General features: G+C 60.7%; 26 protein-coding genes and 1 pseudogene. 14 read left to right on the forward strand and 13 right to left on the reverse strand.

Annotated features, from left to right (window positions below; translation table 11 throughout):
• Window positions 1-108 precede the first annotated feature (108 nt).
• A complete protein-coding gene (locus IOD17_RS16020) occupies window positions 109-570 on the reverse strand; it encodes a glycine zipper domain-containing protein (protein WP_233686047.1) in 462 nt (153 codons plus the stop codon).
• Window positions 571-745: 175 nt separating this feature from the next.
• Between IOD17_RS16020 and IOD17_RS16025 the strand changes: the two genes are divergently transcribed.
• Window positions 746-982: a hypothetical protein gene (locus IOD17_RS16025; protein WP_233686048.1), complete on the forward strand. Its 237-nt coding sequence runs from the start codon at window positions 746-748 to the stop codon at window positions 980-982.
• Window positions 983-989: 7 nt separating this feature from the next.
• On the opposite strand, the gene pdxH is transcribed toward IOD17_RS16025, so the two are convergent.
• The 5 genes from pdxH to dinG form a co-directional block, all read right to left on the reverse strand.
• Complete coding sequence (gene pdxH / locus IOD17_RS16030; protein ID WP_233686049.1) at window positions 990-1637, reverse strand: pyridoxamine 5'-phosphate oxidase; 648 nt, start codon at window positions 1635-1637, stop codon at window positions 990-992.
• A gap of 89 nt (window positions 1638-1726) precedes the next feature.
• Window positions 1727-2407 (reverse strand): OmpA family protein, encoded by a 681-nt coding sequence (locus IOD17_RS16035; protein WP_233686050.1) that lies wholly within the window; start codon window positions 2405-2407, stop codon window positions 1727-1729.
• A 94-nt stretch (window positions 2408-2501) separates the two neighbouring features.
• Window positions 2502-3647 carry a serine hydrolase domain-containing protein gene (locus IOD17_RS16040; RefSeq protein ID WP_233686230.1) on the reverse strand — a complete coding sequence of 382 codons (1146 nt, stop codon included), beginning with the start codon at window positions 3645-3647 and terminating at the stop codon, window positions 2502-2504.
• Window positions 3648-3761: 114 nt separating this feature from the next.
• Window positions 3762-5966: a beta-agarase gene (locus IOD17_RS16045; protein ID WP_233686051.1), complete on the reverse strand. Its 2205-nt coding sequence runs from the start codon at window positions 5964-5966 to the stop codon at window positions 3762-3764.
• A 136-nt stretch (window positions 5967-6102) separates the two neighbouring features.
• On the reverse strand, window positions 6103-8247 hold the full coding sequence (gene dinG, locus IOD17_RS16050; protein WP_233686052.1) for an ATP-dependent DNA helicase DinG: 2145 nt from the start codon (window positions 8245-8247) through the stop codon (window positions 6103-6105).
• A 98-nt stretch (window positions 8248-8345) separates the two neighbouring features.
• On the opposite strand from dinG, the gene IOD17_RS16055 reads away from it, so the two are divergent.
• Window positions 8346-8810 (forward strand): CopD family protein, encoded by a 465-nt coding sequence (locus IOD17_RS16055; protein ID WP_233686053.1) that lies wholly within the window; start codon window positions 8346-8348, stop codon window positions 8808-8810.
• Window positions 8811-8857: 47 nt separating this feature from the next.
• On the opposite strand, the gene IOD17_RS16060 is transcribed toward IOD17_RS16055, so the two are convergent.
• The 4 genes and pseudogenes from IOD17_RS16060 to IOD17_RS16075 all read right to left on the reverse strand — a co-directional run.
• Window positions 8858-9619: a collagen-like protein gene (locus tag IOD17_RS16060; RefSeq protein WP_233686054.1), complete on the reverse strand. Its 762-nt coding sequence runs from the start codon at window positions 9617-9619 to the stop codon at window positions 8858-8860.
• On the reverse strand, window positions 9612-9932 hold the full coding sequence (locus tag IOD17_RS16065) for a DUF1145 domain-containing protein (RefSeq protein ID WP_233686055.1): 321 nt from the start codon (window positions 9930-9932) through the stop codon (window positions 9612-9614). The genes IOD17_RS16060 and IOD17_RS16065 overlap by 8 nt, the downstream gene beginning before the upstream one ends.
• Window positions 9933-10132: 200 nt before the next feature.
• Window positions 10133-10855 carry an OmpA family protein gene (locus IOD17_RS16070; RefSeq protein WP_233686056.1) on the reverse strand — a complete coding sequence of 241 codons (723 nt, stop codon included), beginning with the start codon at window positions 10853-10855 and terminating at the stop codon, window positions 10133-10135.
• Between the two features lie 141 nt (window positions 10856-10996).
• A pseudogene (locus IOD17_RS16075) lies at window positions 10997-11350 on the reverse strand (OmpA family protein); the annotation flags it as partial.
• A 437-nt stretch (window positions 11351-11787) separates the two neighbouring features.
• Here IOD17_RS16075 and IOD17_RS16080 point away from each other — a divergent pair.
• Both IOD17_RS16080 and IOD17_RS16085 read left to right on the forward strand, forming a co-directional pair.
• Window positions 11788-12285, forward strand: coding sequence for a DUF6231 family protein (locus tag IOD17_RS16080; RefSeq protein ID WP_233686057.1), 498 nt, complete (start codon window positions 11788-11790; stop codon window positions 12283-12285).
• A 4-nt stretch (window positions 12286-12289) separates the two neighbouring features.
• A complete protein-coding gene (locus IOD17_RS16085) occupies window positions 12290-12760 on the forward strand; it encodes a YchJ family protein (protein WP_233686058.1) in 471 nt (156 codons plus the stop codon).
• A gap of 47 nt (window positions 12761-12807) precedes the next feature.
• On the opposite strand, the gene IOD17_RS16090 is transcribed toward IOD17_RS16085, so the two are convergent.
• Window positions 12808-13374, reverse strand: a complete 567-nt coding sequence (locus tag IOD17_RS16090; protein WP_233686059.1) for a hypothetical protein — start codon at window positions 13372-13374, stop codon at window positions 12808-12810.
• A gap of 112 nt (window positions 13375-13486) precedes the next feature.
• Between IOD17_RS16090 and IOD17_RS16095 the strand changes: the two genes are divergently transcribed.
• The 5 genes from IOD17_RS16095 (at window position 13487) to nadE (ending at window position 18517) form a co-directional block, all read left to right on the forward strand.
• Complete coding sequence (locus IOD17_RS16095) at window positions 13487-13978, forward strand: LEA type 2 family protein (RefSeq protein WP_233686060.1); 492 nt, start codon at window positions 13487-13489, stop codon at window positions 13976-13978.
• A gap of 5 nt (window positions 13979-13983) precedes the next feature.
• On the forward strand, window positions 13984-14187 hold the full coding sequence (locus IOD17_RS16100) for an SEC-C metal-binding domain-containing protein (RefSeq protein ID WP_233686061.1): 204 nt from the start codon (window positions 13984-13986) through the stop codon (window positions 14185-14187).
• A 7-nt stretch (window positions 14188-14194) separates the two neighbouring features.
• Window positions 14195-14659 (forward strand): DUF2489 domain-containing protein, encoded by a 465-nt coding sequence (locus tag IOD17_RS16105; protein ID WP_233686062.1) that lies wholly within the window; start codon window positions 14195-14197, stop codon window positions 14657-14659.
• A 150-nt stretch (window positions 14660-14809) separates the two neighbouring features.
• Entirely contained in the window at window positions 14810-17323 is a 2514-nt protein-coding gene (locus IOD17_RS16110) for a penicillin acylase family protein (RefSeq protein ID WP_418904288.1), read from the forward strand.
• Window positions 17324-17689: 366 nt separating this feature from the next.
• Window positions 17690-18517: an ammonia-dependent NAD(+) synthetase gene (gene nadE / locus IOD17_RS16115; RefSeq protein ID WP_233686064.1), complete on the forward strand. Its 828-nt coding sequence runs from the start codon at window positions 17690-17692 to the stop codon at window positions 18515-18517.
• 58 nt (window positions 18518-18575) lie between these two features.
• Here the strand turns inward: nadE and dcd are convergent, their stop codons facing one another.
• Entirely contained in the window at window positions 18576-19142 is a 567-nt protein-coding gene (dcd, locus tag IOD17_RS16120) for a dCTP deaminase (RefSeq protein WP_233686065.1), read from the reverse strand.
• 327 nt (window positions 19143-19469) lie between these two features.
• Between dcd and IOD17_RS16125 the strand changes: the two genes are divergently transcribed.
• Window positions 19470-19679 carry a cold-shock protein gene (locus IOD17_RS16125; RefSeq protein ID WP_004423761.1) on the forward strand — a complete coding sequence of 70 codons (210 nt, stop codon included), beginning with the start codon at window positions 19470-19472 and terminating at the stop codon, window positions 19677-19679.
• A gap of 174 nt (window positions 19680-19853) precedes the next feature.
• Here IOD17_RS16125 and apbC read toward each other — a convergent pair whose 3' ends face one another.
• A complete protein-coding gene (apbC, locus tag IOD17_RS16130; protein WP_233686066.1) occupies window positions 19854-20945 on the reverse strand; it encodes an iron-sulfur cluster carrier protein ApbC in 1092 nt (363 codons plus the stop codon).
• A gap of 156 nt (window positions 20946-21101) precedes the next feature.
• Between apbC and metG the strand changes: the two genes are divergently transcribed.
• The 4 genes from metG to rsxC all read left to right on the forward strand — a co-directional run bounded on the left by metG (window position 21102) and on the right by rsxC (window position 26951).
• Entirely contained in the window at window positions 21102-23144 is a 2043-nt protein-coding gene (gene metG, locus IOD17_RS16135) for a methionine--tRNA ligase (protein ID WP_233686067.1), read from the forward strand.
• A 155-nt stretch (window positions 23145-23299) separates the two neighbouring features.
• Entirely contained in the window at window positions 23300-23884 is a 585-nt protein-coding gene (rsxA, locus tag IOD17_RS16140; RefSeq protein ID WP_090252381.1) for an electron transport complex subunit RsxA, read from the forward strand.
• The gene (gene rsxB, locus IOD17_RS16145; protein WP_233686068.1) at window positions 23881-24456 is read left to right on the forward strand and encodes an electron transport complex subunit RsxB; all 576 of its coding nucleotides are present in this window, start codon (window positions 23881-23883) and stop codon (window positions 24454-24456) included. Before rsxA ends, rsxB begins: the two co-directional genes overlap by 4 nt.
• A complete protein-coding gene (rsxC, locus tag IOD17_RS16150; RefSeq protein ID WP_233686069.1) occupies window positions 24453-26951 on the forward strand; it encodes an electron transport complex subunit RsxC in 2499 nt (832 codons plus the stop codon). Before rsxB ends, rsxC begins: the two co-directional genes overlap by 4 nt.

Below are 26951 nucleotides of genomic sequence, written 5' to 3' on the forward strand. Positions count from 1 at the left end.
AAAAGCTCAACACACCCCACACACGAATCAGACAAAGCACTGAAGAGCCTGATAAACAGCCATAAAAAAACCGGATCAGCCTTGCGACTGACCCGGTTCTTGAACCACTCAGTGAGTGACGCGGCTGGTGCCATTAACGGTCATGATGCGCACACGCTCACCGACACGGAAGATCTGATTTTCTTCCACTGCCTGAACATAGGCGCGCATGCTGCCGTCATCTTCCAGCACAGTGATTTCCACGCCCTGAGTACGGGTCAGGCCTTCTTCGGTCATGGCACCCAGCAGACCACCCGCCACTGCGCCAATCACTGCCGCCACGGCACTGCCGCGACCACCACCCACACCACTGCCGGCGACACCACCGATCACTGCGCCGGCACCCGCGCCGATAGGGGTTTTCGTGCCTTCGATCTTCACCGGACGCAGCGCCTCGATGGTGCCCATGCGCACAGTCTGTACGGTACGCGCCTCGTCGCGTGAATAGGTATCGCCGGTCAGGCTGGAGGCACAACCGCCCAGCAGGGCCAACGCAGCAAACGAGGCAACCAACAGCAAGGGTTTACGCATGATCAGTTCTCCAATTGGGCAGGTATTCATTAGAACGCCTGCGGGGCTTATATGTCACTCGACAATCTGCCGCAAAACTTTACCCCGGCAGCATGCCAGAAGCATGGCGCGACATTGCGCCACGTTCAGGGCTAACCACCGCGTAGCCTAAGCTAGAACCTGGCTTGGGGGACTTATGGATTACTTTATCGTCGTCATCACCAGCGTTGCCGGGCTGTACTTCCACTGGTGGCTGTATGTGCGCATCAAGCGCTGGGTCGACCGTGATCTGGCGCTGTCGCTGGCTGGCAACTCGCCAGCGAAACGCCGTTACATGCTTGAACGCCTGCGTGAAGCCCAAGCGGCCGGTATCAAGCGCAGCGCCCTGCCCGCCTGGCTGGAACAGGCCGCCGCGCAGTATTGCGAAGACTAGAGCAGCATCAAGGCGCCAGCCGTTCACGCAACCAGGCGCCGCTTTGCAAGCGGAAATTCAGACGATCATGCAGACGGCTGGAGCGCCCCTGCCAGAATTCGATGCGCTCTGGCAGCAGGCGATAGCCACCCCAGTGCGGCGGACAATGTGGTGTGCGATCCAGAAAGCGCTGCTCGGTCTGCGCCAGCAGCCCTTCCAGTTCAGCGCGATCGGCAATCACCTGGCTCTGCGGTGAAGCCCAGGCCCCCAGGCGGCTACCCAGTGGGCGTACCTGAAAATAAGCATCGCACTCTGCCGCTGTGACCCGCTCGACACGTCCTTCGATTCGTATCTGCCGTTCCAGGCTGGGCCAGAAGAAGGTCATGGCAGCAAACGGATTGGCGGCCAGGTGTTGGCCTTTGGCGCTGTCATAGTTGCTGAAGAAGGTGAAACCACGCGCATCCAGGCCCTTGAGCAGCAGAACCCGGCAGTGCGGACGGCCTTCAGCATCGACGGTCGCCAAGGTCATGGCATTGGGTTCGACCGGCGGCTGTTCGGTCTTGACTGCATCGGCAAACCATTGCTCGAACAGCGCAAACGGCTCATGCGGTGCTTGTGCTTCGCTCAGGCCATCACGGGTGTAGTCACGGCGCATGTCAGCCAGGGTTTGGGTCATCGGCAAATCCTCTTGAACAGATGCGCTCTAGCTTACCCGCGAGCGCTCTGTTTAGCTTGATCTGCGGCAACACCCCGTTGCGCAGCAGCCTATTGGCTGCTGGCTGGCTTGTCGGCCTTGGCGACGGTTTTGGCGTTCTTGTCGGCAGCCGGCTTGACTGCAGCGACCGCAGCAGCCGGGAGCGGCTGGCTGTATTTGGCGATCAGGGCGTTGAGGGTGTCTTTCGAGGTCAGGAGGATTTCCACCCGACGGTTCAGCGCGCGGCCTTGCTGACTGTCGTTAGCGGCACGCGGCATGTCCGAACCCAGACCCTTGACCATCAGACGGTTCTGCTTGAGACCACTGAGGCGGAAGATCGAGGTGAACGCACGGGCGCGCTGCTGGCTCAGCTCGCGGTTGGCATTCACTTCACCGCTGCTGTCGGCATGGCCGAGAATCAGTACACCGATGGTTTCGTCACTCTCCAGCAGCTTGGCCATGCGGCTCAGCGGGCCGAGGGTGGTTGGCAGCATCATATGGGGACGATCCGGGTTGAACGAACCCAGCACCGGCGCGGTGACCACCAGCAGGTTTTCCCGGCGCTCGAACTCGAAGTGGGTGCCCTTAATGGCTTCGCGCACCTTCGGCTCATACACATCCAACCAGGCCTGAGTGACTGCCGGTGGCGGCATGGCGACGACTTTCGGTGCAGGTTTTTCGGACTTTTCGAACAGGCTGCAGCCGCTGATCAGGACACACAGGGCAATGGCGAGAGTTCTGTTGGCGAGCATCGGGAATCCACATCGTGATAAACAAAAAGAAGCCGGCGATGGCCTGCACGAACAGCAGACCATGCAATGTTGCGCCGCAGTTTAGCCGAGCTGGCTATAAACAATCAGCCAATAGACGCGCAAGTTTCTGCGCACGGGGGTCCATCAAGACGAACGGTCCCAGGTTATTGGTGACAAAGCCGAAGGCCACATCCCGCTCCGGGTCGGCAAAGCCAATGGAGCCGCCGGCTCCAGGGTGGCCAAAGGCGCGCGGGCCCATGCCGTAGGTGGCGTTGGCGACCTCGGGCTGGTCGAGCATGCAACCCAGACCAAAGCGGGTGCGGGTCAGCAGGGTCTTGTCGTCGCCCACGGCGTGCTCGCGGGTCAGCTCGGCCAGCAACTCGCTTTCCAATAGCTGGCCATCCAGCAGGCCGCTGTAGAAGCCAGCCAGGCTGCGCGCATTACCGTGACCATTCGCCGCCGGCTGCTGCATGCGCCGCCATTCGGGCTTGTTGGTACTGGTCATGATCGACGGCGGGTTGGTGAAGGCCCGCGTACTCATGGCAGCAGGCTCGCTCATCATGGTTTTGAGCAAGCGCTGGGCTGCCGCATCGCCAAAATTGCCCTTGCCGCGGGAAATGATCGCCACCCGGTCGAACTCCTCGTCCGCCAGGCCGACGTGGAAGTCCAGCCCCAGCGGCTTGGCAATGCGCGCAACAATCGACTCACCCGGCCCACGCCCTTCAACCCGGCGCAGCACTTCACCCACCAGCCAGCCGTAGGTAATCGGCGCATAGCCATGCCCCTCACCCAAGGCCCACCAGGGCTGTTCGGCGGCCAGTGCGGTGGTCATGGTCTGCCAGTCGTACAGGGCTTCGGCCGGCAGCATCTGACGCAGGGCCGGCAGCCCGGCCTGGTGGCTAAGCAAGTGACGCAGGGTGATCTTCTCTTTGCCAGCTGCAGCAAACTCCGGCCAGTAGCGCGCCACGGGCGCATCCAGCTCCAGCTTGCCTTCGGCGACCAGTTGCAGCGCAGTCACCGCAGTAAAGGTTTTGGTGCAGGAAAACAGGTTGAGAATGGTGTCGCTGTGCCAGGGCTGATGGCCGTCCTTGTCGGCCACACCGGCCCACAGATCGACCACGGTTTCACCGCCCACCTGCACACAAAGTGCCATGCCACGCTCTTGCGGCTCATCAAACAGCGCCGCAAAGCCATCGCGCAGCGCCTCGAACTTGAGGTCGAAATAACCCTGTATCTGCACCACCCTCTCCTCGTTCATGTTTGGCTTAATACCTGCGGATTGTTCCAGCTCCGGCGCCGGCGGTGAACCCGGCGCAAGATTGGCAACCCCATTATCAGCCTGGCGAATAGCTCGTTACGGCTTCTCAGGCGCACTGGCCGGGATGGGCTTGAGCAGCCTGTTCGGCACGTTCAGGTTGGCTTTGCGCACCGCTTTGACAAAGCCCTGCCAAGGACGGTCGGTGATGGCCACCAGGCCCAAGTGGCCATTTTCACCATCCAGCAGGCGACCGGTAACCGGCTGATCGAGGTACTGGAACCAGTGCACACCGACAATCTGTGGTTCTTCCAGAGCCTTGCTGAGGAAGTGGGCATAGGCCGGGCCACGCTCTTCTTCCTTGTAAACCTCAGCCACGCCGCCCCAGAAAGGCCCGCGATCACGCGAGCCGAAGTGGAATTCACTGACCATCACTGGCTTGTCCAGCTGCCGCAATGCTGCAAAGTCATAACCTTGCTGCGGTTCACGGGTGTAGAGATTGAAACTCAGCACATCACAGAAGCGTGCGCAGGCACTCACCGCCTCGGGGATGCTGCTGGCAAAACGGCCGCCCAGCAGCAAGTGGTTGGGCGCATGCCAGTCAAGCGAGTCGGCAATGGTCTTGAAGTAGGTTTCCGCGTACAGGCGCAGGAAGGCCTGCATGTCCTGCTCAATGGCTGGAAACTCGGCGCTCGGCAACGGTGCCTGGAACCCTGGATCTTCCATCAGCTCCCAAGCTTGCAGCTCGATACCCCAGGCGCGGGACAGGCCATTGTGATTCCGGTACTTGTCGCGTAACTGTTTGAGGAAAGCCCGCTTGGCCGGCACATCGGTGGTCAGGCGCAACGTGGCGTAAGCCAGGGCATATCGACCATTGGGGTCATTCGCCGGGCCGGCCCAGGCCAGCTCGTTGTCGGCGAAGTAACCCAGCAGCCAGGGATTGTCGCGATGGTCACGCGCGGCAATCGCCACCGCACGCTCGGTGGCCATGGCAAAACGCGGATCAAACGGATCCGGCATTGCGCCCCACCAATCGACACCGGTGCTGATGGTGGCATAATCGCCACGGATCGACAGCGAGAGGGTAAACGGCATCCGGGCATCGCCAGCAAAAGTCGGCTCACTCCAGCCCCCCAGGGTGTTGAAGCCCCAGGCCTGCAGGCGGTCCTGACTGCGCGAGCGCCAGGCGGTGGGGTCAAACTGACCGTAGCTGCGGTGCACGTTGGCCTTGTAGAAGTCGAACCAGCGCCCGCTGGCGTAAGCCCGGCCCTGATTGGCGCCGGTATCACTGCGGCTATCGGCAGTGCCGGAGTAAGCGGCCAGCGCGTCGCCCGTTTGTGGCAGCGCGCTGAACATGGCCTCACGTCCCTCAACATAGGTCGCGCTCTGCTGGGTGGTCACGGCGTTCACGCCCAGCGAGTAGAACGGGTTGCCCTCGGGCGTCACCAGGTACCAACGACCGTCACGCTTTTCCGTACGGAAAAAACCGCTGGCCTCGAACGGCTGACCGCCCTGCCAGCCGGCGAACTTGTCCTGCGCTGGACGCTCGGCCAACCAGCCTTGCAGCTGCTTCTGCTCCTGGCCGATGGCCTGCTGCAGCTGCTCATCGTTATTGACCTTGCCCGGCCAGTCGGCACGGGTGAACTGGCCATAAGTGTCGACGATGCCGGCATAGGCTGCCGCCGACAGCTGCTCGCTGCTCACCGCAAACTGGCTGATCAGGATATGTTGCGCCGCTTTTGGCTGCGGAATCGACACGGTCACGGCGCTGACCTTGCTCAGGTCCAACGCACCACTGACGGTGTCCGCCAGCAATAGACGCTGGCCCTTGTGTGTCCAGGGCATCGGCACACCAGCACGCATACCCTGATCGCGCGGCGAAGTGGCCTTGAGCGGAATCAGCAGGGTTTGCGCCGGGCCAGCCGGTAGGGCGATACGCGCGCTCAGGCGCTGACCATCGCTGCTCTCAACCAATACATCCAGGGTCAGCGCCCAGTCCATGGCATTTTGCAGCCGCAGGCTGACCAACGTCTGCTGCGACCAATCCCAACTGCCGCTTTGCGGCGTCAGGCGCAGGCTCGGTTGCGCCGCCGGATGGAAGGTTACCCGGCGCAATACTTCGCCCTGCGGGGTCGGTTCGCCAATGCGATTGGGCAGTTCGGCGTCCTGCGTGGTCACTTGTACGGCGTCTAGCGGCCGGACAAAGTTGAACAGCTCCTGTCGCTCCGTGGCCAAGGCTGCACTGCAAAAACCCAATAACGCTGATACTAGAACGCCCGCCTGCAGCCTGCGCTTAACCTTCACGAACCTCACTCCTCGACTTACAACATGATCACGACCACTGCGGGTAGAGCGCCCGCAGTGGTAACTTGGCTTGGTTGTACAGCATGGCCATTGTGGTGTGGCGTTCAGACGTTAGCCAGCACGACAGGTTCATCTCTCAACTGATTTCCCGGCGAAAAGGCGGCAAAGCATTGAGAATCGACTTGCCATAACGCTGAGTCACCACCCGCCTGTCGAGCAAGGTAATGATGCCGCGATCCGCTTCGGTACGCAGCAAGCGTCCGCAGGCCTGCACCAGGCGCAGCGAGGCATCTGGTACGGCAATTTCCATGAACGGGTTGCCACCACGCGCTTCGATCCATTCGGCCAACGCGGCCTCGACCGGATCATCTGGTACGGCAAAGGGAATTTTGGCAATTACCACGTGTTCGCAATAGGCCCCCGGCAGGTCGACGCCTTCGGCAAAACTGGCCAGGCCAAACAGCACGCTTTCCTCGCCGGAATCCACCCGTGCCTTGTGCTTGTTCAGGGTTTCCTGCTTGGACAGATTGCCCTGAATAAACACCCGTTTGCGCCAATCGCGCTCCAGGCCATCGAACACGTCCTGCATCTGCTTACGCGAAGAGAACAGCACCAGGGTACCGCGCGAACCTTCGACCAGCCCCGGCAGTTCGCGAATGATCGCCGCCGTATGCGCCACCGCATCGCGCGGATCGGCATTCAAATTGGGCACCCGCAGCACACCGGCATCGGCGTGGTGGAACGGGCTTGGTACCACGGCAGTAACCGCGACCTTGGGCAACCCGGCGCGCATACGATAACGCTCGAAGGTGCCCAGTGCGGTCAGCGTGGCCGAGGTTACCAGCGCACCATAGGCAACGTTCCACAGGTTACGCCGCAGGGTTTCCGCAGCGAGAATCGGGCTGGCATTGACTTCGATGTCGAACAACGCGCCGCTTTCCGCCAGCGTCAGCCAACGCGCCATGGGCGGGCTTTCCTCCGGGTCTTCCGTGGTGAAAGCCAGCCAAAGCTCCCAGTTGCCCTGGGCGCGCGCCAGCAGGCTGCCGAACAACGGGTACCACTCCTCCGCCTGGTGGCTGGCGATACCGACCGTGGCTTCGCCATCCATGGCCTCCTTAAGCTGCTCAGTCACCCCGGTGAACAGGTCAGTTAGCTTGGAAAAGCCCTTTTTCAACTCGGTGCCCAGCTCGATCAGGTGGGGCGGTACCAGGCCGCCAACAAAGCGGTGACGAGGGCGCTCGCGGCCTTCCATATCTTCACCGGGTTTGAACTCGGCGATCTGCTCGCAGGCGGCGAACATGAACTGCTGCTGGGTTTTGATCTCCCGCGCCAATTCTGGCACCTGCTCAATCAAGCGCCCCAGATCACCGGGCAAGGGGTGCTGGGCCAGTAGTTTGGTAAGGTTCTTGGCGGTCTGCTCCAGCCAGTCGGCGGTCGAACGCAGGCGGGTGAAATGAGCGAAATGACCGATGGCTTTGTCCGGCAGGTGGTGACCTTCGTCGAACACATACAGGGTGTCGCGCGGGTCCGGCAGTACTGCACCGCCGCCCAACGCCAGGTCAGCCAGCACCATGTCGTGGTTGGTGACAATCACATCAACCTTGCCCATGCCTTCCCGTGCTTTGTAGAAGGCGCATTGCTGAAAGTTCGGGCAATGCCGGTTGGTGCATTGGCTGTGATCGGTGGTCAGCTGCGACCAGCGCGTGTCTTCAAGTTCTTCCGGCCAGCTGTCACGGTCACCATCCCATTTGTTGCCGGCCAGTTTCTCAATCATCGCAGTGAACAGTTTCTGGCTTTGCTCATCGACATCGATCTTGAAGCCTTCTTCTTCGAACAACTGCGCGGTGGCACTCTGCGCCTGGCCTTCCTGCAGCAGGATATCCAGCTTGGACAGGCATAGATAACGGCCTCGGCCCTTGGCCAGGGCAAAACTGAAATTCAGCCCACTGTTGCGCATCAGGTCGGGCAGGTCCTTATGCACGATCTGCTCTTGCAGGGCCACGGTCGCTGTGGCAATCACCAGGCGCTTGCCCGCCGCCTTGGCTGTAGGAATGGCCGCCAGGCTGTAGGCCACGGTCTTGCCCGTACCGGTCCCAGCCTCGACCGCCACCACCGCTGGCTCACCAAGGCGACGGCCTTCATCGTCCGTGGTGATCGCGCCCAGCACCTTGGCAATTTCGGCAATCATCAGACGCTGGCCATAGCGCGGCTTGAGCGACTTGGCTTCGAGAAAACGCGAATAGGCGCCCTGGATCTGGGTCTTGAGTTCAGTACTGAGCATGGGGTCTTGGCGAGAAAGGCTGGATAAATTTTCAGTGTTTGCAATCGGCGGCTATCATAGCGCGCTAATTGATCCAGCGCTCTGATAGGAGTACCCGCATGACCCCCTATGCCTTTGTCTACAGCCTGCATCTGCTTGCCGCCCTGGTCTGGGTCGGCGGGATGTTCTTCGCCTGGATGGTCCTGCGTCCGGCGGCGGTCGCCGCGCTGGAGGTGCCTGCCCGACTGAAACTCTGGCTGGAGGTGTTTCCACGTTTCTTCTACTGGGTCTGGGCGGCGGTGCTGGTATTGCCGGTCACCGGCGTTGGCATGCTGCATCTGCGTTTTAGCGGCTTCGACAGCGCGCCGCGCTATGTGCACATCATGATGGGGCTGTATATCGCCATGCTGGCGTTGTTTCTGCGCATCCAGGCCCTGCAGCTGCCGGAACTGCGCCGCGCAGTGGAAGCGCAAGACTGGCCAAATGGCGGCGCCGTACTGGGCCGCATTCGGCGACTGGTGGGATTGAATCTGCTGCTCGGTCTGCTGTTGGTCAGTATCGCTGCTGCGCGTCCGAGCTTCTGAATGGCAGCAACCGCTGCCCCAAGGCAGCGGTTGCTGATCGAGCCGGCTTAAAAACGCACAACGTTCAGCGCACCGGTCGGCCCTGCTTCGCCAGCACGCCCGGCCTGCCCCGGTTTGCCATCGCCGGCACCCGCCGTGCTGTAGAGCCAGCAGCCCCTGCTGACACCCCCTTGACCGCCCGCCCCTGGGGTACCAGGCAGACCACCTGCGCCACCCTCGACCCGCACCTGCAGCGACTCAACCGGGAATTCCTGCGGCACTTCCAGACGGACCTGAGCCCCCGCAGCCCCAGGCTGTCCATCACCACCATCCAGACCGTCATGGCCACGGCTGGCCTCGCCCCAGGTGCAACCGCCGGACTTGCCGTCCGCACCAGCCAAACCGGCATATCCAGGCGCACCATTACCGCCACGGGCATCAACCAGCAGACTTTCGACGGTGACGACTTGCAGCCGCAGGCTCAGGTTACGCCCCGGCAATGCTGGTTGTTTACTGCTGCCCTGAGCGCCACGGGCGCTGATCTGCGCACCACTGGCAATATCTGCCGTCGCAGCTTCCAGGCGCAGCTCGCGCTCGCTGGGCGCCACCGACAGACGCGCCTCGCGCCCCAGACGCAATTGGGCCACACGCAGTTCAGTCACCCCCGCCGGAATCAGCAGCGTGCCGTGATCGGCAATATCCAGACGATCCAGTAACAGCACGCTGGTATTGCCGGGCAGGCGCATAAAGGAATTGGATTCAACTTCGATAACTGCTTCAGCCATAACCAACGGGCTGACCAGCGCAGCAAGGACAAGCCAGTTACGCATTTTCAGCCTCCAGCTGCAGTTCTTCCTGAGTGTGCTCCACAACGTGCTGCGGCGCATTCGGCTCATCTGGCAACCCCAGCAACTGGAACACACCGAACAACATGACCTGTACGCGCTCCTGAGCCGGCTTGGCGCTGGTCGCAATGCGCTTATCGAAAAGCCACAGCTCCAGCCCATGCACCAGCAGAATTAACGCGCCGGCTGCATGCAGCAGCAGAGCAAAGGGCTGCGCGAAAGGTTGCAGTAGATTGGCCAGTACGACACCCCAGAACAATGCCGTCAGCACTTTCCCCAGCAGTAAAAATGTCTTCATACCCGCCCCAAGCAGTTTTTATTTCGCTGCACCTTAACTGCTTTGGGAGAGTGCTGCTAGAAGGCCAGTAAAAACCATAACGGGCAAACGCCCGCACAGCTTTTACTGGTGAATGGAAGCCCTGCCACTGACAAGCTATTGAGAACCTACGGACGCACAGATCAGGAAATTCTCAACAGCTTGCCAGTGCAGCAGCAGCTTTAAGGTTGCGCCTCGACCTCGGCCTCCACACGGCGGTTGATGGCACGCCCAGACTCGCTGTCATTGTCCGCAACCGGCCGCGACTCACCATAACCAACGGAAGACACCCTACTGCTGTCGATACCATGCTGATTGACCAGCACATCGCGCACAGCATTGGCCCGACGCTCGGACAGTGCCTGGTTGTAGGCATCACTGCCCACAGCATCGGTATGCCCTTCAACGGTCGTGGTGGTTTGCGGGTATTGCTTCATGAAATCAGCCAAGCTCTTGATATCCGCCTGACTGTCTTCTTTGACATCGGATTTGTTGAAGTCGAATTTGACATCCAGCTCCACACGAACCGACTCGACAACCTCTATGGGTTCTGCGGCAGGCTCAGCCGGCGCGCTTGCATATTCCTTGAGGGGGCAACCGTTGTGGTGCACAGGCGTATTAGGAGGAGTACCGGGGCAACGGTCACGACGGTCAAATACACCGTCATCGTCTTCATCACCGTCCTGGGCATAACAAATCAGCGTGCCGATGACCGCACCGGCCACTGCACCACCTGCTGCCCATGTTGAACTTTCGATTGCGCCCAGACCTGCACCGGTCAGACCGCCAATTGCACTGCACAGGGGCCAGTTCCCTTGGTTGAGCGGCGCATCTCCCGTACTGGAAGTTGTGACGCAACCTGAAAGAACACTGCTGACCAAGAGAATGGGGGCTACCCCCATCATGGATCTAACTCTCATGGTAGAAATCTCCTGTTGTACCGGCTACTGCCGGTAACTTAGGAGTAAAGACCCACCCTTTGAGCTGTACAAGCCGGACCCTCGCGGGTCCGGCCTGTTTTCTTCAGAAAGCCTGGATTCAGGCAATCAAGGACGTGCTTCTACTTCTGCTTCTACACGACGGTTGACGGCGCGGCCATCAGCGCTGGTGTTGTCCGCAACCGGACGAGTCTCACCATAACCCACAGCGTTCACACGATCAGCGCCTACGCCATACTGGTTGACCAGCACGTCACGCACGGCATTGGCACGGCGCTCGGAGAGTTTCTGGTTATACGCATCGCTGCCCACGGAGTCAGTGTGGCCTTCAACCACAGTGGTGGTTTGTGGGTACTGGGTGAGGAAATCCGCCAGGTTCTTGATATCGCCGTAGCTTTCAGGCTTGACCTGCGCTTTGTCGAAATCGAACTTGACGTCCAGTTCAACGCGTACAGCTTCAGCCGGCTCAGCCACAGCCACTTCTTCGACCACTTCCTCAACCACAACAACCTGCTCTTCGCTGGCACCGTGCACCCAGCAATAGGCGGCCGCCAGACCTGCGCCGGCTACAGCGCCGCCGCCCGCCCAGCTGGAGCTCTCAATTGCGCCCAGAGCAGCACCGCCCACACCGCCGATCGCGGCGCAGGTTGGCCAATCCGTTTTTTGCAGCCCGGCACAACCGGTCAAAAAGCTACTCGCGACAATCAGGGGTAATGCTTTCCTGGTGATGCTCATATATCCGTCTCCTATTGGTAAATCGGTAAAAACCGATACTGACGAAGTAAAGACGCCAGTAACAAAATATGCCAGAGAATATGCAAAGACATTAGTAGCACGATCCGCACTAGGCCGCATTGCACTGGCACGTTAGTCTTTATGCACCTGAGCGAGGACTTTTCATGCCTGCAACCCTGTCATCCCGAACACCCCAACAAGCCCTTGCTGCCCTGCTGGCCCGTTATACACCGCAACGTCTGTTGGTCATTGGCAGCCGCGAACTACCGGCGATTGACGCCTTTCTCGCCGCTCATCCGAACTGCCAGATCGCCCACGCCCCGGCTGCGGCCCTGCCGGAGCAACTGGCGGCGCAACGCTTTGACCTGGCTCTGGTAGTCGATTGCCTTGAACATATCGAGAAACGTATTGCCCTGCAGTTGCTAGGCGGGGTTCGCAACCTGAACGCCAGCCGTATCGCCGTACTGGTCGATCTGGACGCCTGCGAGTGGCAAGAAACCGACTTTTTCGCCCTGGCACTGCAGGCCAGTGAACGTTTCCAGCGGGATGGGCAAACCCTCAACCTGTTTACCTACGACCTACTCGATTACAAGCAGGTGCCGGACTGGCTGAACGCTAAGTTCTGGGCCAACCCGGAAAACTTCGGCAAGTACTGGTGGTAAAGCCATGAGCAGCACACTCTGCCCATGCGGCAGTGAACAGTCACTGGCGCAATGCTGCGGCCTTTATCACGCAGGCACACCCGCCCCCAGCGCCGAAGCCTTGATGCGCTCGCGCTACAGCGCCTATGCCTTGGGCCTGATTGACTACTTGGTACGCAGCACATTACCCACACAGCAAAATGGCCTTGACCAACAGGCCATCCGCAGCTGGAGCCAAAGCAGCACCTGGCTGCGACTTGAGGTAGAAAAAGCAGAAGATATCGCGGGTGAGCCCGCGCACGCCTATGTCACCTTCACCGCCCACTGGCGAGACAGCGAAGGCGAGCATAGCCACCGCGAACGCTCGGCCTTTGTTACACATGCTGGCAACTGGTACTTCATCGACCCGACAGTCGAACTGAAAACCGGCCGCAATGACGCCTGCCCCTGCGCCAGCGGGCTGAAATTCAAGAAGTGTTGCTCAGCCTACTTCTAGTTCAATGGCGGCAGAACACTACGCTGCAGCGCCCTGCCGCCTGCGAACTAGTCCTGCAGTTTCAAGTGTGAGATATCCGGTGGCGGCCCTGCCGGGGCCTTTTTCAGCTCACCCATATCACTCCCGGCAGGAGCCAGGCTGAACTGCGACAAATCCAGGGAAGGTGCAGGAGCCGTCGGCTTGTTGTCTTGCAGGTCGCCACCCAGCGGGGCAATACCGAAATCCGGGGCATCCACCTCGGAAAATGCGGCCATGTATTCGTCACGCGGAGCCACCTTCAAGCGCCCTGCCGGACTACTGGCTGCCTGTGGTTGTGCTGCCGCCACGGCTGCAGGAGCAGGAAAAGCAGCTGGCGGTGGGGCCAGCTCGATCTCTTCAATGACCTCATCCATGTCGGCCACTTCGACCACAGCACCAGCACGTTCCAGGGTCGAGCGGTACTTCTCGGCCCCGGCCTCGTCCAGGTTACTCTTGATCACGATACGCCGCCCAGAAAACAACAGCGCCAGACGCTGCTCATCGGCCTGAAACAGCTTGGCAACGTTGGCTTTTACCAGCTCCAACTGAGCCCCCGGGACCAACTGCGCACTGAAGGCAATTTCGTAGCGAGCCATGGTCATACTCCTGTCCTAATCGTTGCTCAGTATGGCGCAGGTTTTTTTACCGTCACAACAGGTTGCAGCCAAGCACTTGCTTGTTACACTGATGCGTCACTCGGAGTATGCAATGTTTTATCAGGCGCAAACGATAAGAATTCTCAGCCTATTGATGTTTTTTGGCCTCCTGTCGGGCCTTGGCGGTTGTTCCTCTCCAGGTGATCTGAAATCCCCGGAAGTGCGTCTCGTTAAAGTCGACGTAGTAAAAGCCAAATTGCTGGAGCAGCATTTCACGCTGCGCTTTCGCATCGATAACCCCAACAATTTCAGCCTGCCGGTGCGCGGGATGGATTACATCGTGCATCTGAACCAGGTGAAACTGGCAGAAGGCGAGTCCAACGTATCCTTCACCGTGCCTGCCCACGGCCACCACAATTTCTCCATACCAGTGCGCACCAACCTCTGGCGTCACCTGCGGCAGATCGTCAAAGCCCTTGAAAAGCCTGACCAACCCATCCCCTATCGCCTGCAAGGTGCAGTAAAAACCGGCTGGTTGTTCGGACAGAGCGTGCACATGTCGCGCAATGGCGAGATAATTCCCGGCGATTACATCCCGGAGTAACCCGCATGACCCAGCAAGAACACGTCCACGGCCCTGACTGCAACCACGACCACGACCACGCTCACAGCCATGACCATGGTCACGTGCACGGCCCCCACTGCAATCATGGCCATCAGGAGCCCGTGCGCAACGCCCTGAAGGATGTTGGTCGCAATGACCCCTGCCCATGCGGCAGCGAGAAGAAATTCAAAAAATGCCACGGCGCATAAGTCGCCAATGAGCAATCTCAGCCTGCTTCTACTGAGCGCTGGCGGCGTGTTAGTCCTCACGCTCAGCCTGTATGCCCTGCATCTGTGGCAGCGGGTCTGGAGTCAGGAAAAAGCCCGCAACGCCGCGCTCAGCGCCCAGCGCACGCGCCTTGCGGGTGACCTGCAGATTCTTGCCAGCAGCCTGCTCGATGGCCAGTTACCGCTGATCGAAGGGGCGATTCGCATCAAGGTACTGCTGGATAACTGCGACAGCGCCCTCAGCCAGGACCCTCGCTGCGCCGTCTTCCATCAACTGTTTGCGGCTACCGCGGAAGTGCCCACCCACGCCGACTGGAAGGCCCTGGATAAAAGCGTGCGGCGCCAGCATGAGCAGCGTTTCAGTGAACTGGAGCTGCAGCACAAAGCCGCCGCTCGCGCCACCGCCCGCTGGTTGCTCGACGAGGCCTTGCCGCCGTTGCGGCAAAGCGCCTGATTTGCCCTGCGCTCGCCTTGTCAGTTGCATGGCCGCTGGCTAACGTACTACCTCCGCACCGCACTGCCACGACGCTGAAAAGCGCACACCCCACTTGAGCATTTCTACCCGCAAGGAGCCTGCTGCATGCTAGCGCGCGCGTTACGCCCCATGAGCCACTTCAGCCGCGCTGCCCTACTCACGGCCATGGTCGTGCTCACGGGCTGCCAATCTTTGCTGAACAGCCGTTACAGCGACAGCGTGCACCCGGACCAGGGCATCGTACGGGTCAAAGGGCTGGCGCAAAGCGTGGTGATTCGCCGCAACCCGCTGGGCATGCCACTGATCGAAACCACCACCTTCCACGACGCACTATTCGCCCTGGGCTATGTACACGCCAGCGACCGCCTCAGCCAGATGGTCGGCCTGCGCCTGATGGCAGAAGGTCGACTGGCTGAAATGGCCGGCCCCGGCGTGCTGGAAATGGACCGTTTCATGCGCGCGGTCAACCTGAAGAAAAGCGCCGAGGTGCTCTATAGCAATGCCTCGCCGCGGATCAAGAAGTTCTTCGAAGTCTATGCCCGCGGGGTCAACGCCTACCTGTTCCGCTACCGCGACAAACTGCCGATGGACCTGGCTGAATCCGGCTATCGCCCGGCCTACTGGAAAGCCGAAGATTCGGTGTTGGTGTTCTGCCTGCTGAATTTCGGTCTGGCGGTCAATCTGCAGGAGGAAATCGCCTCTTTGGTACTGGCGCAGAAGGTCGGGAGCGAGCAGCTTGCCTGGCTGCTACCTACCTACCCAGACGAGCCGTTGCCATTTGACGAGGCCGACAAACTCAAAGGCCTCGATCTCAAGGGCCAACTGGCCGGCCTGAACGCGGTTAGTTCCGCCGTCAGCCAATTCGCCGACGCCCATATGCTCGGCGTAGCGGCGTCCAACAACTGGGCCTTTGCGCCGCAACGAACCCGCAGCGGCAAAAGCCTGCTGGCCAACGACACCCACCTGCCGCTGTCGATGCCATCGGTGTGGAATTTTGTGCAGATCCGCTCGCCGAAATACCAGGCCGCAGGCGTATCGATTGCCGGCGTACCGGCGGTAGTGGCCGGCTTCAACGGCAAACTGGGCTGGGGCATGACCATGGTCATGGGCGACAATCAGGATCTGTTCCTTGAGCAGGTCAAGCAGCAAGGCGGCCGCCTGCACTACCTGGCCGACGGCAAATGGCTGCCCGCACTGGAGCGCCAGGAAACCTTTTTCATCAAAGGTCAGCGGCCGATCCGCGAAACCATTTTCGAAACCCGCCACGGCCCCTTGCTGAACTCGGTACTGGGCGAGCGTAAACACATGCTGCAGCCCATGCAGCTGAGCAGTCGCTACGGTCTGGCCCTGAAAACCACCCAGTTCGAAGCCGACAAGACCCTGGACGCCTTCTTCGACCTGTCGCGCGCGCAATCGGTTGAACAGGCCTTCGAGGCCACCCGCGAAGTGCGCGCCATGCCATTGAACATTGTCTTCGCCGATGCGCAGCATATCGGCTGGCAAGTGACCGGGCGCTTCCCCAACCGCCGCGCCGGCCTGGGCCTGATGCCCTCGCCGGGCTGGGACAGCCAGTACGCCTGGGACGGCTTCGCCGACCCGATGCTACACCCCTACGATCAGGACCCGCCGCAAGGCTGGCTGGGCACCGCCAACCACCGCACCGTTCCACGCGGCTACGGCATGCAACTGTCCAACTCCTGGTTCTACCCGGAGCGTGCCGAACGCATTGCCGAACTCGCAGCCACCGGCCGACATGACACGCAAAGCATGATTGCCATGCAGTACGACCAAACCTCGCCCTTCGTGGCCAAACTGCAGAATATGTTCAGCGCACCCGGCATGGCTGAAGGCCTGAAAGCGGCTATCGATGCCCTGCCAGTAGCCGAACGCAACAAAGCCCGCGAGGCTTATGCCCGCCTGATGAAATTCGACGGCAAGATGGCTGCCAGCTCGGCGGACGCCGCACTGTACAGTGCCTTCCTCTACCAAAGCGCGCGGGACACCTTCCTCGACGAACTGGGCCCGGAAAGCAGCCCGGCCTGGAAGGCGCTGGTCGATACCGCCAACAACTCCTATTCGGCCCAGGCCGACCATCTGCTGGGCCGTGAAGACAGCCCATTCTGGAATGACACCCGCACCGCGCAACGCGAAGACAAACCCGTGATCCTCGCGCGCAGCCTGGCCGGCGCAGTGACTCTGCTGGAGAGCAAACTGGGCAGTGAGCGCAGCGCCTGGCAGTGGGGCAAACTGCACACCTACAACTGGACCACAGAGACCACTCAACTGGCGCAGTACATGAGCGCCAGCCAACGCACCAGCATCAACGCCATCAAGGGCTATCTCGACCGTGGCCCCTACCCGGCCGGCGGCGATCACGGCACGCTGAACGTTGCGGCCTACAAATGGGGGGAGAACTTCGATACCTGGCTGATCCCTGCCATGCGCATCGTCGTCGACTTCGGCCGCGAAGAACCACTGATCGGCCTGAACAGCTCCGGGCAATCCGGCAACCCGGCCAGCAAACACTACGCCGACGGCATCAATGCCTGGCTCAAGGGCAGCTACATGAGCTTCCCCTTCCAGTCACAGAACCTCAACAAGGTCTACGGCAACAAACGCCTGCTGCTGATGCCCGGAAACTGATTCAGAAGCGTAAGCAAATCGACCGTTCGTCGGTAATCGCTGAACCAATTCAGCGATTACCGCTCAGAGAAAGTGGACTTACTCCACACATCATCGTTTTAGGGCGCCTCTGGCGCCCTTTCTTTTATGTCTGCCATGTATGGCAGCCACCCTGTAGACCGTCGCTACGCGACGTCAAAATTGCCCTAGGTAATTTTGCCCCACAACTCCCCCTTCCTCACAAAGGCATACAGCTCTAGCGTGCACTTTGCCGCCAGTTCAACGTAAGCTTTGCGTCTTGTTCCAACGCTTGCTGCCATACCCGCCCATTGCCTGCCGCGCGGTTACACAAGCCACGTGTTCTGCTCCCTGTGAGGACTTTGAAAGATGAACAACCGCCAAGCCGAAATCGCCGCCGCCCTCAACGTGGTGCCGCCGTTCGCCGACACCGCCGCACTGGTCGCGCAGATCGAAAAACGTAAGGCCTTTATCAAGCAATGTCTGCGTAATTCCGGACTGAAAGTGCTGGTGCTGGGCATTAGCGGCGGGGTCGACTCAACCACTGCTGGGCGCCTGGCTCAGTTGGCCGTCGAGGAGCTGCGCGCCGAAACGGGCGATGCGGCCTACCGCTTTATTGCCGTGCGTCTGCCCTACAATACCCAGCACGATGAGGCGGATGCACAGACGTCGCTGCGCTTTATCCGCGCCGATGAAGAAGACACGGTAAATATCGCCGATAGCGTGCGTGGCCTTGGCGAACAGGTGACCCACCTGCAAAAGCTCAGCGACGCCCGCCGCGACTTCGTCACCGGCAATATCAAGGCCCGTATCCGCATGGTCGCCCAGTTCGCCATCGCCAACGCCAACAACGGCCTGGTGATCGGCACTGACCATGCTGCCGAAGCGGTGATGGGCTTTTTCACCAAGTTCGGCGACGGTGCCTGCGACCTCGCGCCACTGTCGGGCCTGGTCAAAGGCCAGGTACGCGCCATCGCCCAACACCTGGGCGCACCGGAAAACCTGGTGTTCAAGGTGCCAACAGCGGATTTGGAAGAACTGCGCCCCGGCAAGCCAGACGAAGAAGCCCATGGCGTAAGCTACGCGGAAATCGATGCCTTCCTCCACGGCCAGCAAGTACGCGAAGAGGCCTATGCCATCATCGTGCGCACCTATGACGCCACTCGCCATAAACGCGAACTGCCGCTGGTTCCCTGAATTTCTGAAGCCCATGAAAAAGCCGGGCATTGCCCGGCTTTTTTATTACAGCGGTCGATCAAGCCCTGGGCAGAGTCACGCCCAGCTGGCCCTGGTACTTGCCACCGCGATCCTTATAAGACACTTCGCACGCCTCATCGGACTGCAGGAACAGCATCTGCGCCACACCCTCGTTGGCGTAGATCTTCGCCGGCAAGGTGGTGGTGTTGGAGAATTCCAGGGTCACATGACCTTCCCACTCAGGCTCCAGCGGCGTGACGTTGACGATGATGCCGCAGCGCGCGTAGGTGCTCTTGCCCAGGCAGATGGTCAGCACGTCACGCGGGATACGAAAGAACTCCACGGTGCGCGCCAGGGCGAAGGAGTTCGGTGGAATGATGCACACATCGCTTTTCACATCGACAAAGCTCTTCTCATCGAAGTTCTTTGGGTCGACGGTCGCCGAATTGATATTGGTGAACACCTTGAATTCATCGGCGCAGCGCACGTCATAGCCGTAGCTGGAAACCCCGTAGGAGATCAGCCGATCCGCCCCTTCGTTGCGCACCTGGCGCTCGACGAAAGGCTCGATCATGCCGTGCTCTTGGGCCATGCGGCGAATCCACTTATCCGATTTGATGCTCATGGCGGGTGTCCTGCTGTAGGCGAGATGATGAAAAAGTGAGCGCATCTTACCGGGGCTGACGACAGGGTTCAAAGGCTGTTGCGCCAGCCCGCGCGCACAGCGGAAAAACCACCTATTGATCGGTAAATAACAGAAAGATGCACAGAGCATTCGCGCTTAGCGCTAAAAGCGGGTATGGTGAGCCCACTGTGCTGCATGTGTCACCGCGAATCGCTACCTGATGCCTAGATTTCGATCCAAACATCGTCCGACTCCTAGTACTCGTTGCACTCAGTCCCGGCCTGGGCTTTTCCAGGGCTGTTATTACTTTTGTTAGGAGACATTCACATGTCCAATCGTCAAACTGGCACCGTTAAGTGGTTCAACGATGAGAAAGGCTACGGCTTCATCACTCCGCAATCCGGTGACGATCTGTTCGTACACTTCAAAGCTATCCAGAGCGATGGCTTCAAGAGCCTGAAAGAAGGCCAACAAGTGACTTTCGTGGCCACCCGTGGTCAGAAAGGCATGCAAGCTGAGGAAGTTCAGGTTGTCTAACCTGCGCTAACCCGCTTGAGAAAAAGCCCCGCCTAGTGCGGGGCTTTTTTATGTTCAGCACATCCATGTGCTTCACCCCTTCGGGGCTTGCGCGCAAAAATGCTCCCGGCATTTTTGTGGGCGCTGGTTTGTCTGTGCACGAGATATGGCGCACTGGCGTGCGCCATAGCCGAATCAGTCTTCACTGATCACGATAGAGGGCATCGCCTGCTGCGCACCACCCTGGGCAATCCGCGCACCGACGTTGCGTGCAGTTTCCTGATAGATCATCGCGATCTGGCTTTCCGGATCGGCAATGGTTGTGGGCTTGCCGCCATCAGACTGCATGCGGATGGCCATCGACAGCGGCAGCGACGCCAGCAGATCGACGCCAAACTGCGCAGCCAGCTTCTCGCCACCACCCTCACCGAACAGATGCTCGGCATGCCCGCAGTTCGAGCAGATGTGCACGGCCATGTTTTCCACCACGCCGAGAACCGGGATATTCACCTTGCGGAACATCTCCACGCCTTTCTTGGCATCCAGCAGTGCCAGATCCTGCGGGGTGGTGACGATCACCGCGCCAGCCACCGGCACCTTCTGCGCCAGGGTCAGCTGGATATCGCCAGTGCCCGGCGGCATATCCACCACCAGGTAATCCAGATCATCCCAAGCGGTCTGGGTGATCAGCTGGATCAGCGCACCAGAGACCATCGGCCCGCGCCACACCACCGGGGTGTTCTCGTCGGTGAGAAAGGCCATGGACATCACTTCCACGCCATGGGCCTTGAGCGGCACAAACCATTTCTGGTCTTTCACCTGCGGCCGCGTGCCTTCCGCGATACCGAACATGATGCCCTGGCTCGGCCCATAGATATCCGCATCGAGGATGCCGACCTTGGCCCCTTCACGGGCCAGCGCCAACGCCAGGTTGGCCGCCGTAGTGGACTTGCCCACACCGCCTTTGCCGGAGGCCACAGCGATCACATTCTTCACATTGGCCAGCGCCGGCACCTGATCCTGCGCCTTGTGCGCTTCGATCACGCAATCGATCTGCACCTGAGCCCGTTCAACGCCATCCAGGTTTTCCAGGGCCATCTGCAGCATCTGCGCCCAGCCGCTCTTGAACAACCCGGCGGCGTAGCCCAATTCCAGGCGCACCTTAACCTGCCCGCCCTGGATATCTACCTCGCGCAGGCAACCGGCGCTGACCGGGTCCTGATTCAGGTGCGGATCGGTGTATTGGGACAGGGCGGCTTCTACCGCTGCGCGGGTAACGACACTCATGGAAGGCTCCGAAAGGCTGAGTAAAGCAGGCGGGCATCTTACCCCAGGCCAACCGCATCAGGTCACACCGACAGGCATTGCCCGCGCAAGGATGAAAAATATCCGCTGCCCCTATATAGTTGCCGGCTTCCTAGAGTTACCAGTGCAGCCGATCCCATGAGCCAAGCCCGCAAGATTCTCGTCACCAGTGCCCTGCCCTACGCCAACGGTTCGATCCACCTTGGCCATATGCTCGAGTACATCCAGACCGACATGTGGGTGCGTTTCCAGAAGCTGCGCGGCAACCAGGCTATCTACGTCTGCGCCGACGATGCGCATGGCTCGGCGATCATGCTGCGCGCCGAAAAAGAAGGCATCACCCCGGAACAGCTGATCGCCAACGTGCAAGCCGAACACACCGCCGACTTTGCCGATTTTGGCGTGGCGTTCGACAACTACCATTCGACACACTCGGAAGAGAACCGCGAGCTGGCGTCCTCGATTTACCTCGCCCTGCGCGACAAAGGCCATATCGCCACCCGCTCGGTGACCCAGTATTTCGACCCTGAAAAGGGCATGTTCCTCGCCGACCGCTTTATCAAAGGCACCTGCCCCAAGTGTGCGGCCGAAGATCAATACGGCGACAACTGTGAAAAATGCGGCGCGACCTACGAGCCGACCGAGCTGAAGAACCCGCGCTCCGCCATCTCCGGCGCCGTACCTGAACTACGCGACTCCAAGCACTTCTTCTTCAAGCTGCCGGACTTCGAGGCCATGCTCAAGCAATGGACGCGCAGCGGCGCCCTGCAGGACGCAGTAGCCAACAAGATCGCCGAGTGGCTGGATTCCGGCCTGCAGGAATGGGACATCAGCCGCGACGCGCCGTACTTCGGCTTTGAAATCCCCGACGAGCCGGGTAAGTACTTCTACGTCTGGCTGGACGCGCCGATCGGCTACATGGCCAGTTTCAAGAACCTCTGTGCCAAGCGCCCGGAGCTGGATTTTGATGCGTTCTGGGGCAAAGACTCCAGCGCCGAGCTGTACCACTTTATCGGCAAGGACATCGTCAACTTCCACACCCTGTTCTGGCCGGCCATGCTCGAAGGCGCGGGTTACCGCAAGCCTACCGCCGTCGCCGTTCACGGTTACCTGACCGTCAACGGGCAGAAGATGTCCAAGTCGCGCGGCACCTTTATCAAGGCGCGCACCTATCTGGATCATCTGAACCCGGAGTACCTGCGCTACTACTACGCAGCCAAGCTCGGCCGTGGCGTGGATGACCTCGACCTGAACTTGGAAGACTTTGTGCAGAAGGTCAATTCCGACCTGGTCGGCAAAGTGGTGAATATCGCCAGCCGCTGCGCCGGCTTTATCCATAAGGGCAACAACGGCCTGCTGGTGGCCGGCAATGCCGCGCCCGAACTGACTGAGGCCTTCCAGGCCGCTGCCCCGAGCATCGCTGAAGCTTATGAAGCGCGCGATTTTGCCCGCGCCATGCGTGAAATTATGGCCCTGGCTGATCGCGCCAACGCCTGGATCGCCGACAAAGCACCCTGGTCGCTGGCCAAACAGGACGGCAAGCAGGACGAAGTACAGGCCATCTGCGCACTGGGCGTAAACCTGTTCCGCCAGTTGGTGATTTTCCTCAAGCCGGTGCTGCCAAAGCTGGCCAGCGATGCTGAAGCGTTCCTTAATGTCGCGCCGTTGACCTGGAATGACCACCAAACGCTGCTGGCCAACCACCAACTGAACCCGTTCAGCGCCCTGCTGACCCGTATCGAGCCTGCGAAAATCGACGCCATGATCGAAGCCTCCAAAGAAGACCTGGCCGCCAGCGAAGCCGCCCCCGCTGCCTCTGGCAATGGCGAGCTGACGAAAGACCCGCTGGCCGCCGAGATCACTTTCGATGCGTTCGCCGCCGTGGATCTGCGTATTGCCCTGATCGAGAAGTGCGAGTTCGTTGAAGGCGCCGACAAGCTGCTGCGCCTGACCCTGGATATCGGCGATGCCAAGCGCAACGTGTTCAGCGGCATCAAGAGCGCCTACCCTGATCCAAGCAAGCTGAAAGGCCGCCTGACCCTGTACGTCGCCAATCTGGCGGCGCGCAAGATGAAGTTCGGCATCAGCGAAGGCATGGTCCTGGCGGCCGGCCCTGGCGGTGAAGAAATCTACCTGCTCAGCCCGGACAGCGGTGCCAAGCCGGGCCAGCGGGTCAAATAACCCTGCAGCCCACTAGCGCAGCCGGCAGAGCTTGGCTGCGCTAGCCTTATGGCAGCACCTCAGGGAGGCTGATCCGGCTTGTATGGCTGGTTCGGCTTACCGATAATAGCCACCCTTTTCCTGCGGCCTTTGCCCGTCCATCAATGGAACCCGCAATGACCGAACTCGCCTTGATCATGGTCAGCGCCATCCTGGTCAACAACTTCGTGTTGGTCCAGTTCCTTGGCCTATGCCCCTTTATGGGCGTCTCGAAGAAGATCGAGACGGCTATCGGCCTGTCATTGGCCACCACTTTCGTGCTGACCCTGGCCGCCATGTGCAGCTACCTGGTGCAGCAATACGTATTGAAGCCGCTGGATATCGAATACCTGCGCACCATCAGCTTTATTCTGGTGATCGCGGTGGTGGTGCAGTTCACCGAAATGGTGGTCAACAAGACCAGTCCGCTGCTGTACCGCGTGCTCGGCATCTTCCTGCCGCTGATCACCACCAACTGCATCGTCCTCGGCGTAGCCCTGCTCAACGCCAACAAGGCCGAATTCACTTTTATCACCGCCACTGCCAACGGTTTTGCCGCCGGCCTCGGCTTCTCCCTGGTGCTGGTGCTGTTCGCCGCCATGCGTGAGCGCATCGCCATTGCCGACGTGCCGAAATCCTTCCAGGGCGCGGCCATCGGCATGATCACCGCCGGGCTGATGTCTCTGGCGTTTATGGGCTTTACCGGGTTGATCAAGCTATGAGCCTCGTGCTGATTGCGGTTCTCGCCCTGCTCGCCCTGTGCCTGGTGGCCGGCGCCATCCTCGGTTTCGCTGCCGTGCGCTTCAAGGTCGAAGGCAATCCGATTGCCGAACAGATCAACGCCCTGTTGCCGCAAACCCAGTGTGGTCAGTGCGGTTATCCGGGCTGCAAGCCCTACGCCGAGGCGATTGCCGGTGGCGACAAGATCAACAAGTGCCCGCCCGGCGGCGAAGCCACCATTCAAGCCCTGGCCGACCTGCTCGACGTTGAAGCCGAGCCGCTGGACGCCGTGGAAGGCGAAAAACCGCAAATGGTTGCCTATATCCGCGAGGCCGAGTGCATCGGCTGTACCAAATGCATCCAGGCCTGCCCGGTGGACGCCATCGTCGGCGCGGCCAAGCAGATGCACACGGTGATCGTCAGCGAATGCACCGGCTGCGACCTGTGCGTCGAACCCTGCCCGGTGGACTGCATCGACATGATCGAAGTGGGCAGCACCGTGCAAAGCTGGAAATGGGAAAAACCCTTGCCCCCCGGCCAATTGATTGCCAGTGACCGGGAGCAGGCAGCATGAGCGCATTGCACAAAGCTGAAGCATTGATCTGGGATATCCACGGCGGCATTCACCCAGCCGAGCGCAAGGAGCTGTCCAACCGCACGCCGATCCAACCGGCGCCGCTGCCGGGGCGCCTGACACTGCCGCTTAACCAGCATATCGGCGCGCCTGCAGAACCGGTGGTCGCCGTGGGTGAGCGTGTACTGAAAGGCCAGCTGATCGCCGCTGCCAATGGTTTTGTCAGCGTGCCCGTGCATGCGCCGACCTCTGGCACAGTGAGTTTTATCGGCCCGCAGCCTTACCCGCACGTATCCGGCATGCTTGCCCCGGCCATCGTCATCGACAGCGATGGGCTGGAGGAATGGATCGAGCTGACGCCACAGCCTGACTATCGTCACCTGGAAAGCAGCACCCTGGTTGAGCTGATTCGTCAGGCGGGGATCAGCGGCCTGGGCGGCGCGGGCTTCCCCACCGCAGTCAAACTCAACGCGCGGCCGACGCAGAAGATCCACACGCTGATCATCAACGGCACCGAGTGCGAGCCCTATATCAGCGCCGACGATCTGCTGATGCGCGAGCGCGCCAACGAACTGATCAGCGGCATCGACATTCTGGTGCAGTTGATTCAGCCGGATCAGGTGCTGATCGGCATCGAAGATAACAAGCCCGAAGCCATCGCCGCCGTGCGCAGCGCGCTGAACGAGCGCAGCTATCAGCTCAAGGTATTCCCCACCAAGTACCCCTCCGGTGGCGAAAAGCAGCTGATCCAGATTCTTACTGGCGTGGAAGTGCCCAGCGGCGGCCTGCCGGCGGATATCGGCATGCTCTGCCAGAACGTCGGCACCTGCGTGGCCATCCACGATGCCGTGTTGCTGGGCAAACCGCTGATCTCGCGCATCACCACCCTGACCGGCGAAGCCCTGGCCCGACCGATGAACGTCGAGGTGCTGCTCGGCACCCCGGTGGGTGAGTTGCTGGAGTTTGCCGGCCTCGACCGCAGCAAGCTGAATCGCCTGATCATGGGCGGGCCGATGATGGGCTTTACCCTGCCCGACTTTGCCGTACCCGTGATCAAGACCACCAACTGCCTGCTGGCCTCGACCACCGCCGAGCTGCCAGCGCCGCCACCGGCCATGCCGTGCATCCGATGTGGCGAATGCGCCGAAGCCTGCCCGGCCAGCCTGCTGCCGCAACAGCTGCACTTCTTCGCCATCGGCCAGGAACACGAGCAGCTCAGGGCGCACAACCTGTTCGACTGCATCGAGTGCGGCGCCTGCGCCTATGTCTGCCCGTCAAGCATTCCGCTGGTGCAGTACTACCGCGCCGCCAAGGGCGAGATTCGCGAGCTGGAACAAAAGCAGCTCAAAGCCGAACAGTCGAAACAGCGCTTCGAACTGCGCCAGGAACGCCTGCGCCGCGCCGAAGAGCAGAAAGAAGCCGAACGCCAGGCCCGCGCTGCCAAAGCGGCGCAAGCCAAAGCGGCCCAGGCACAAACCGCACCGGCGGCAGCGGACAGCGCTGTGCCACCGGCGAAACCCGGCCTGAGTGACGAGCAGAAGAAACTCAAGATCGAAGCCAGCATGGCCCAGGTCGCCCTGAAGAAAGCCGAGAAGCAGCTGGCCACCCATGCCAGCCCCGAGCTGCAGGCCCAGGTCGACGAACTACGCAGCGCTGCAGCCATCGCCCAGCAAGCACTCGACAGCGCCATGGCCGCCAACCCGCCAGCCTCGGCCGCAGCGCCAGCAGTCGACGATGGCGCACTGAAAAAGGCCAAGATCGACGCTGCAATGCTGCGCGCCCAGGTGCGCAAGCTGGAAAAGCTCGAAGCACCGAGTGATGAGCAGCAAAGCGAATTGCAACAACTGCGCAGCCAGCTGGAAGCGGCAGAGAAGCTGCTGGCCAGCCTGGAATTTCAAGCGCCAGCGCCTGCCGCCAAACCCGCTGCCGACGATGGCGCACTGAAAAAAGCCAAGATCGACGCTGCCATGCTGCGTGCCCAGGTGCGCAAGCTGGAAAAACTCGAAGCCCCCAGCGACGAGCAACACAGCGAACTGCAACAACTGCGCAGCCAGCTGGAAGCAGCCGAAAAAATCCTGGCCAACCTGGAAGCCCAGGCACCAGCCGCTGCTGCGAAAGCGCCTGATGCAGACACCCCCGACCCGCTGAAAAAAGCCAAGATCGAACTGGCGATGAAACGTGCCGAGCTGAAGAAGGCCGAGAAAGCCGGCAGCGATGAAGCCACGCTTGGCAGCTTGCGCGAAGCATTGAGCGCCGCCGAGCAGGCGCTGCACCAGGCCGAGGATGCATCCGGCAAGCCGGCTCCCGAGCTGGTGCGCACTGACAAAAAGCCGATCGACGAAACCACCCGCGCGCTGAAGACCGAAGTGGCCTTTGCCCGCGCCGATCTGCGCAAGCTGGAACGTGATGACAACAGTGCAGCTGAGGCCCTGGCCGCCGCACGTCAACGCCTGGCCGACGCCGAACGCCAATTACAGGAACACGCAGGCAGCTAA

The organism is Pseudomonas anguilliseptica, assembly GCF_021375795.1.
In the GTDB taxonomy this organism is placed as follows: domain Bacteria; phylum Pseudomonadota; class Gammaproteobacteria; order Pseudomonadales; family Pseudomonadaceae; genus Aquipseudomonas; species Aquipseudomonas anguilliseptica_A.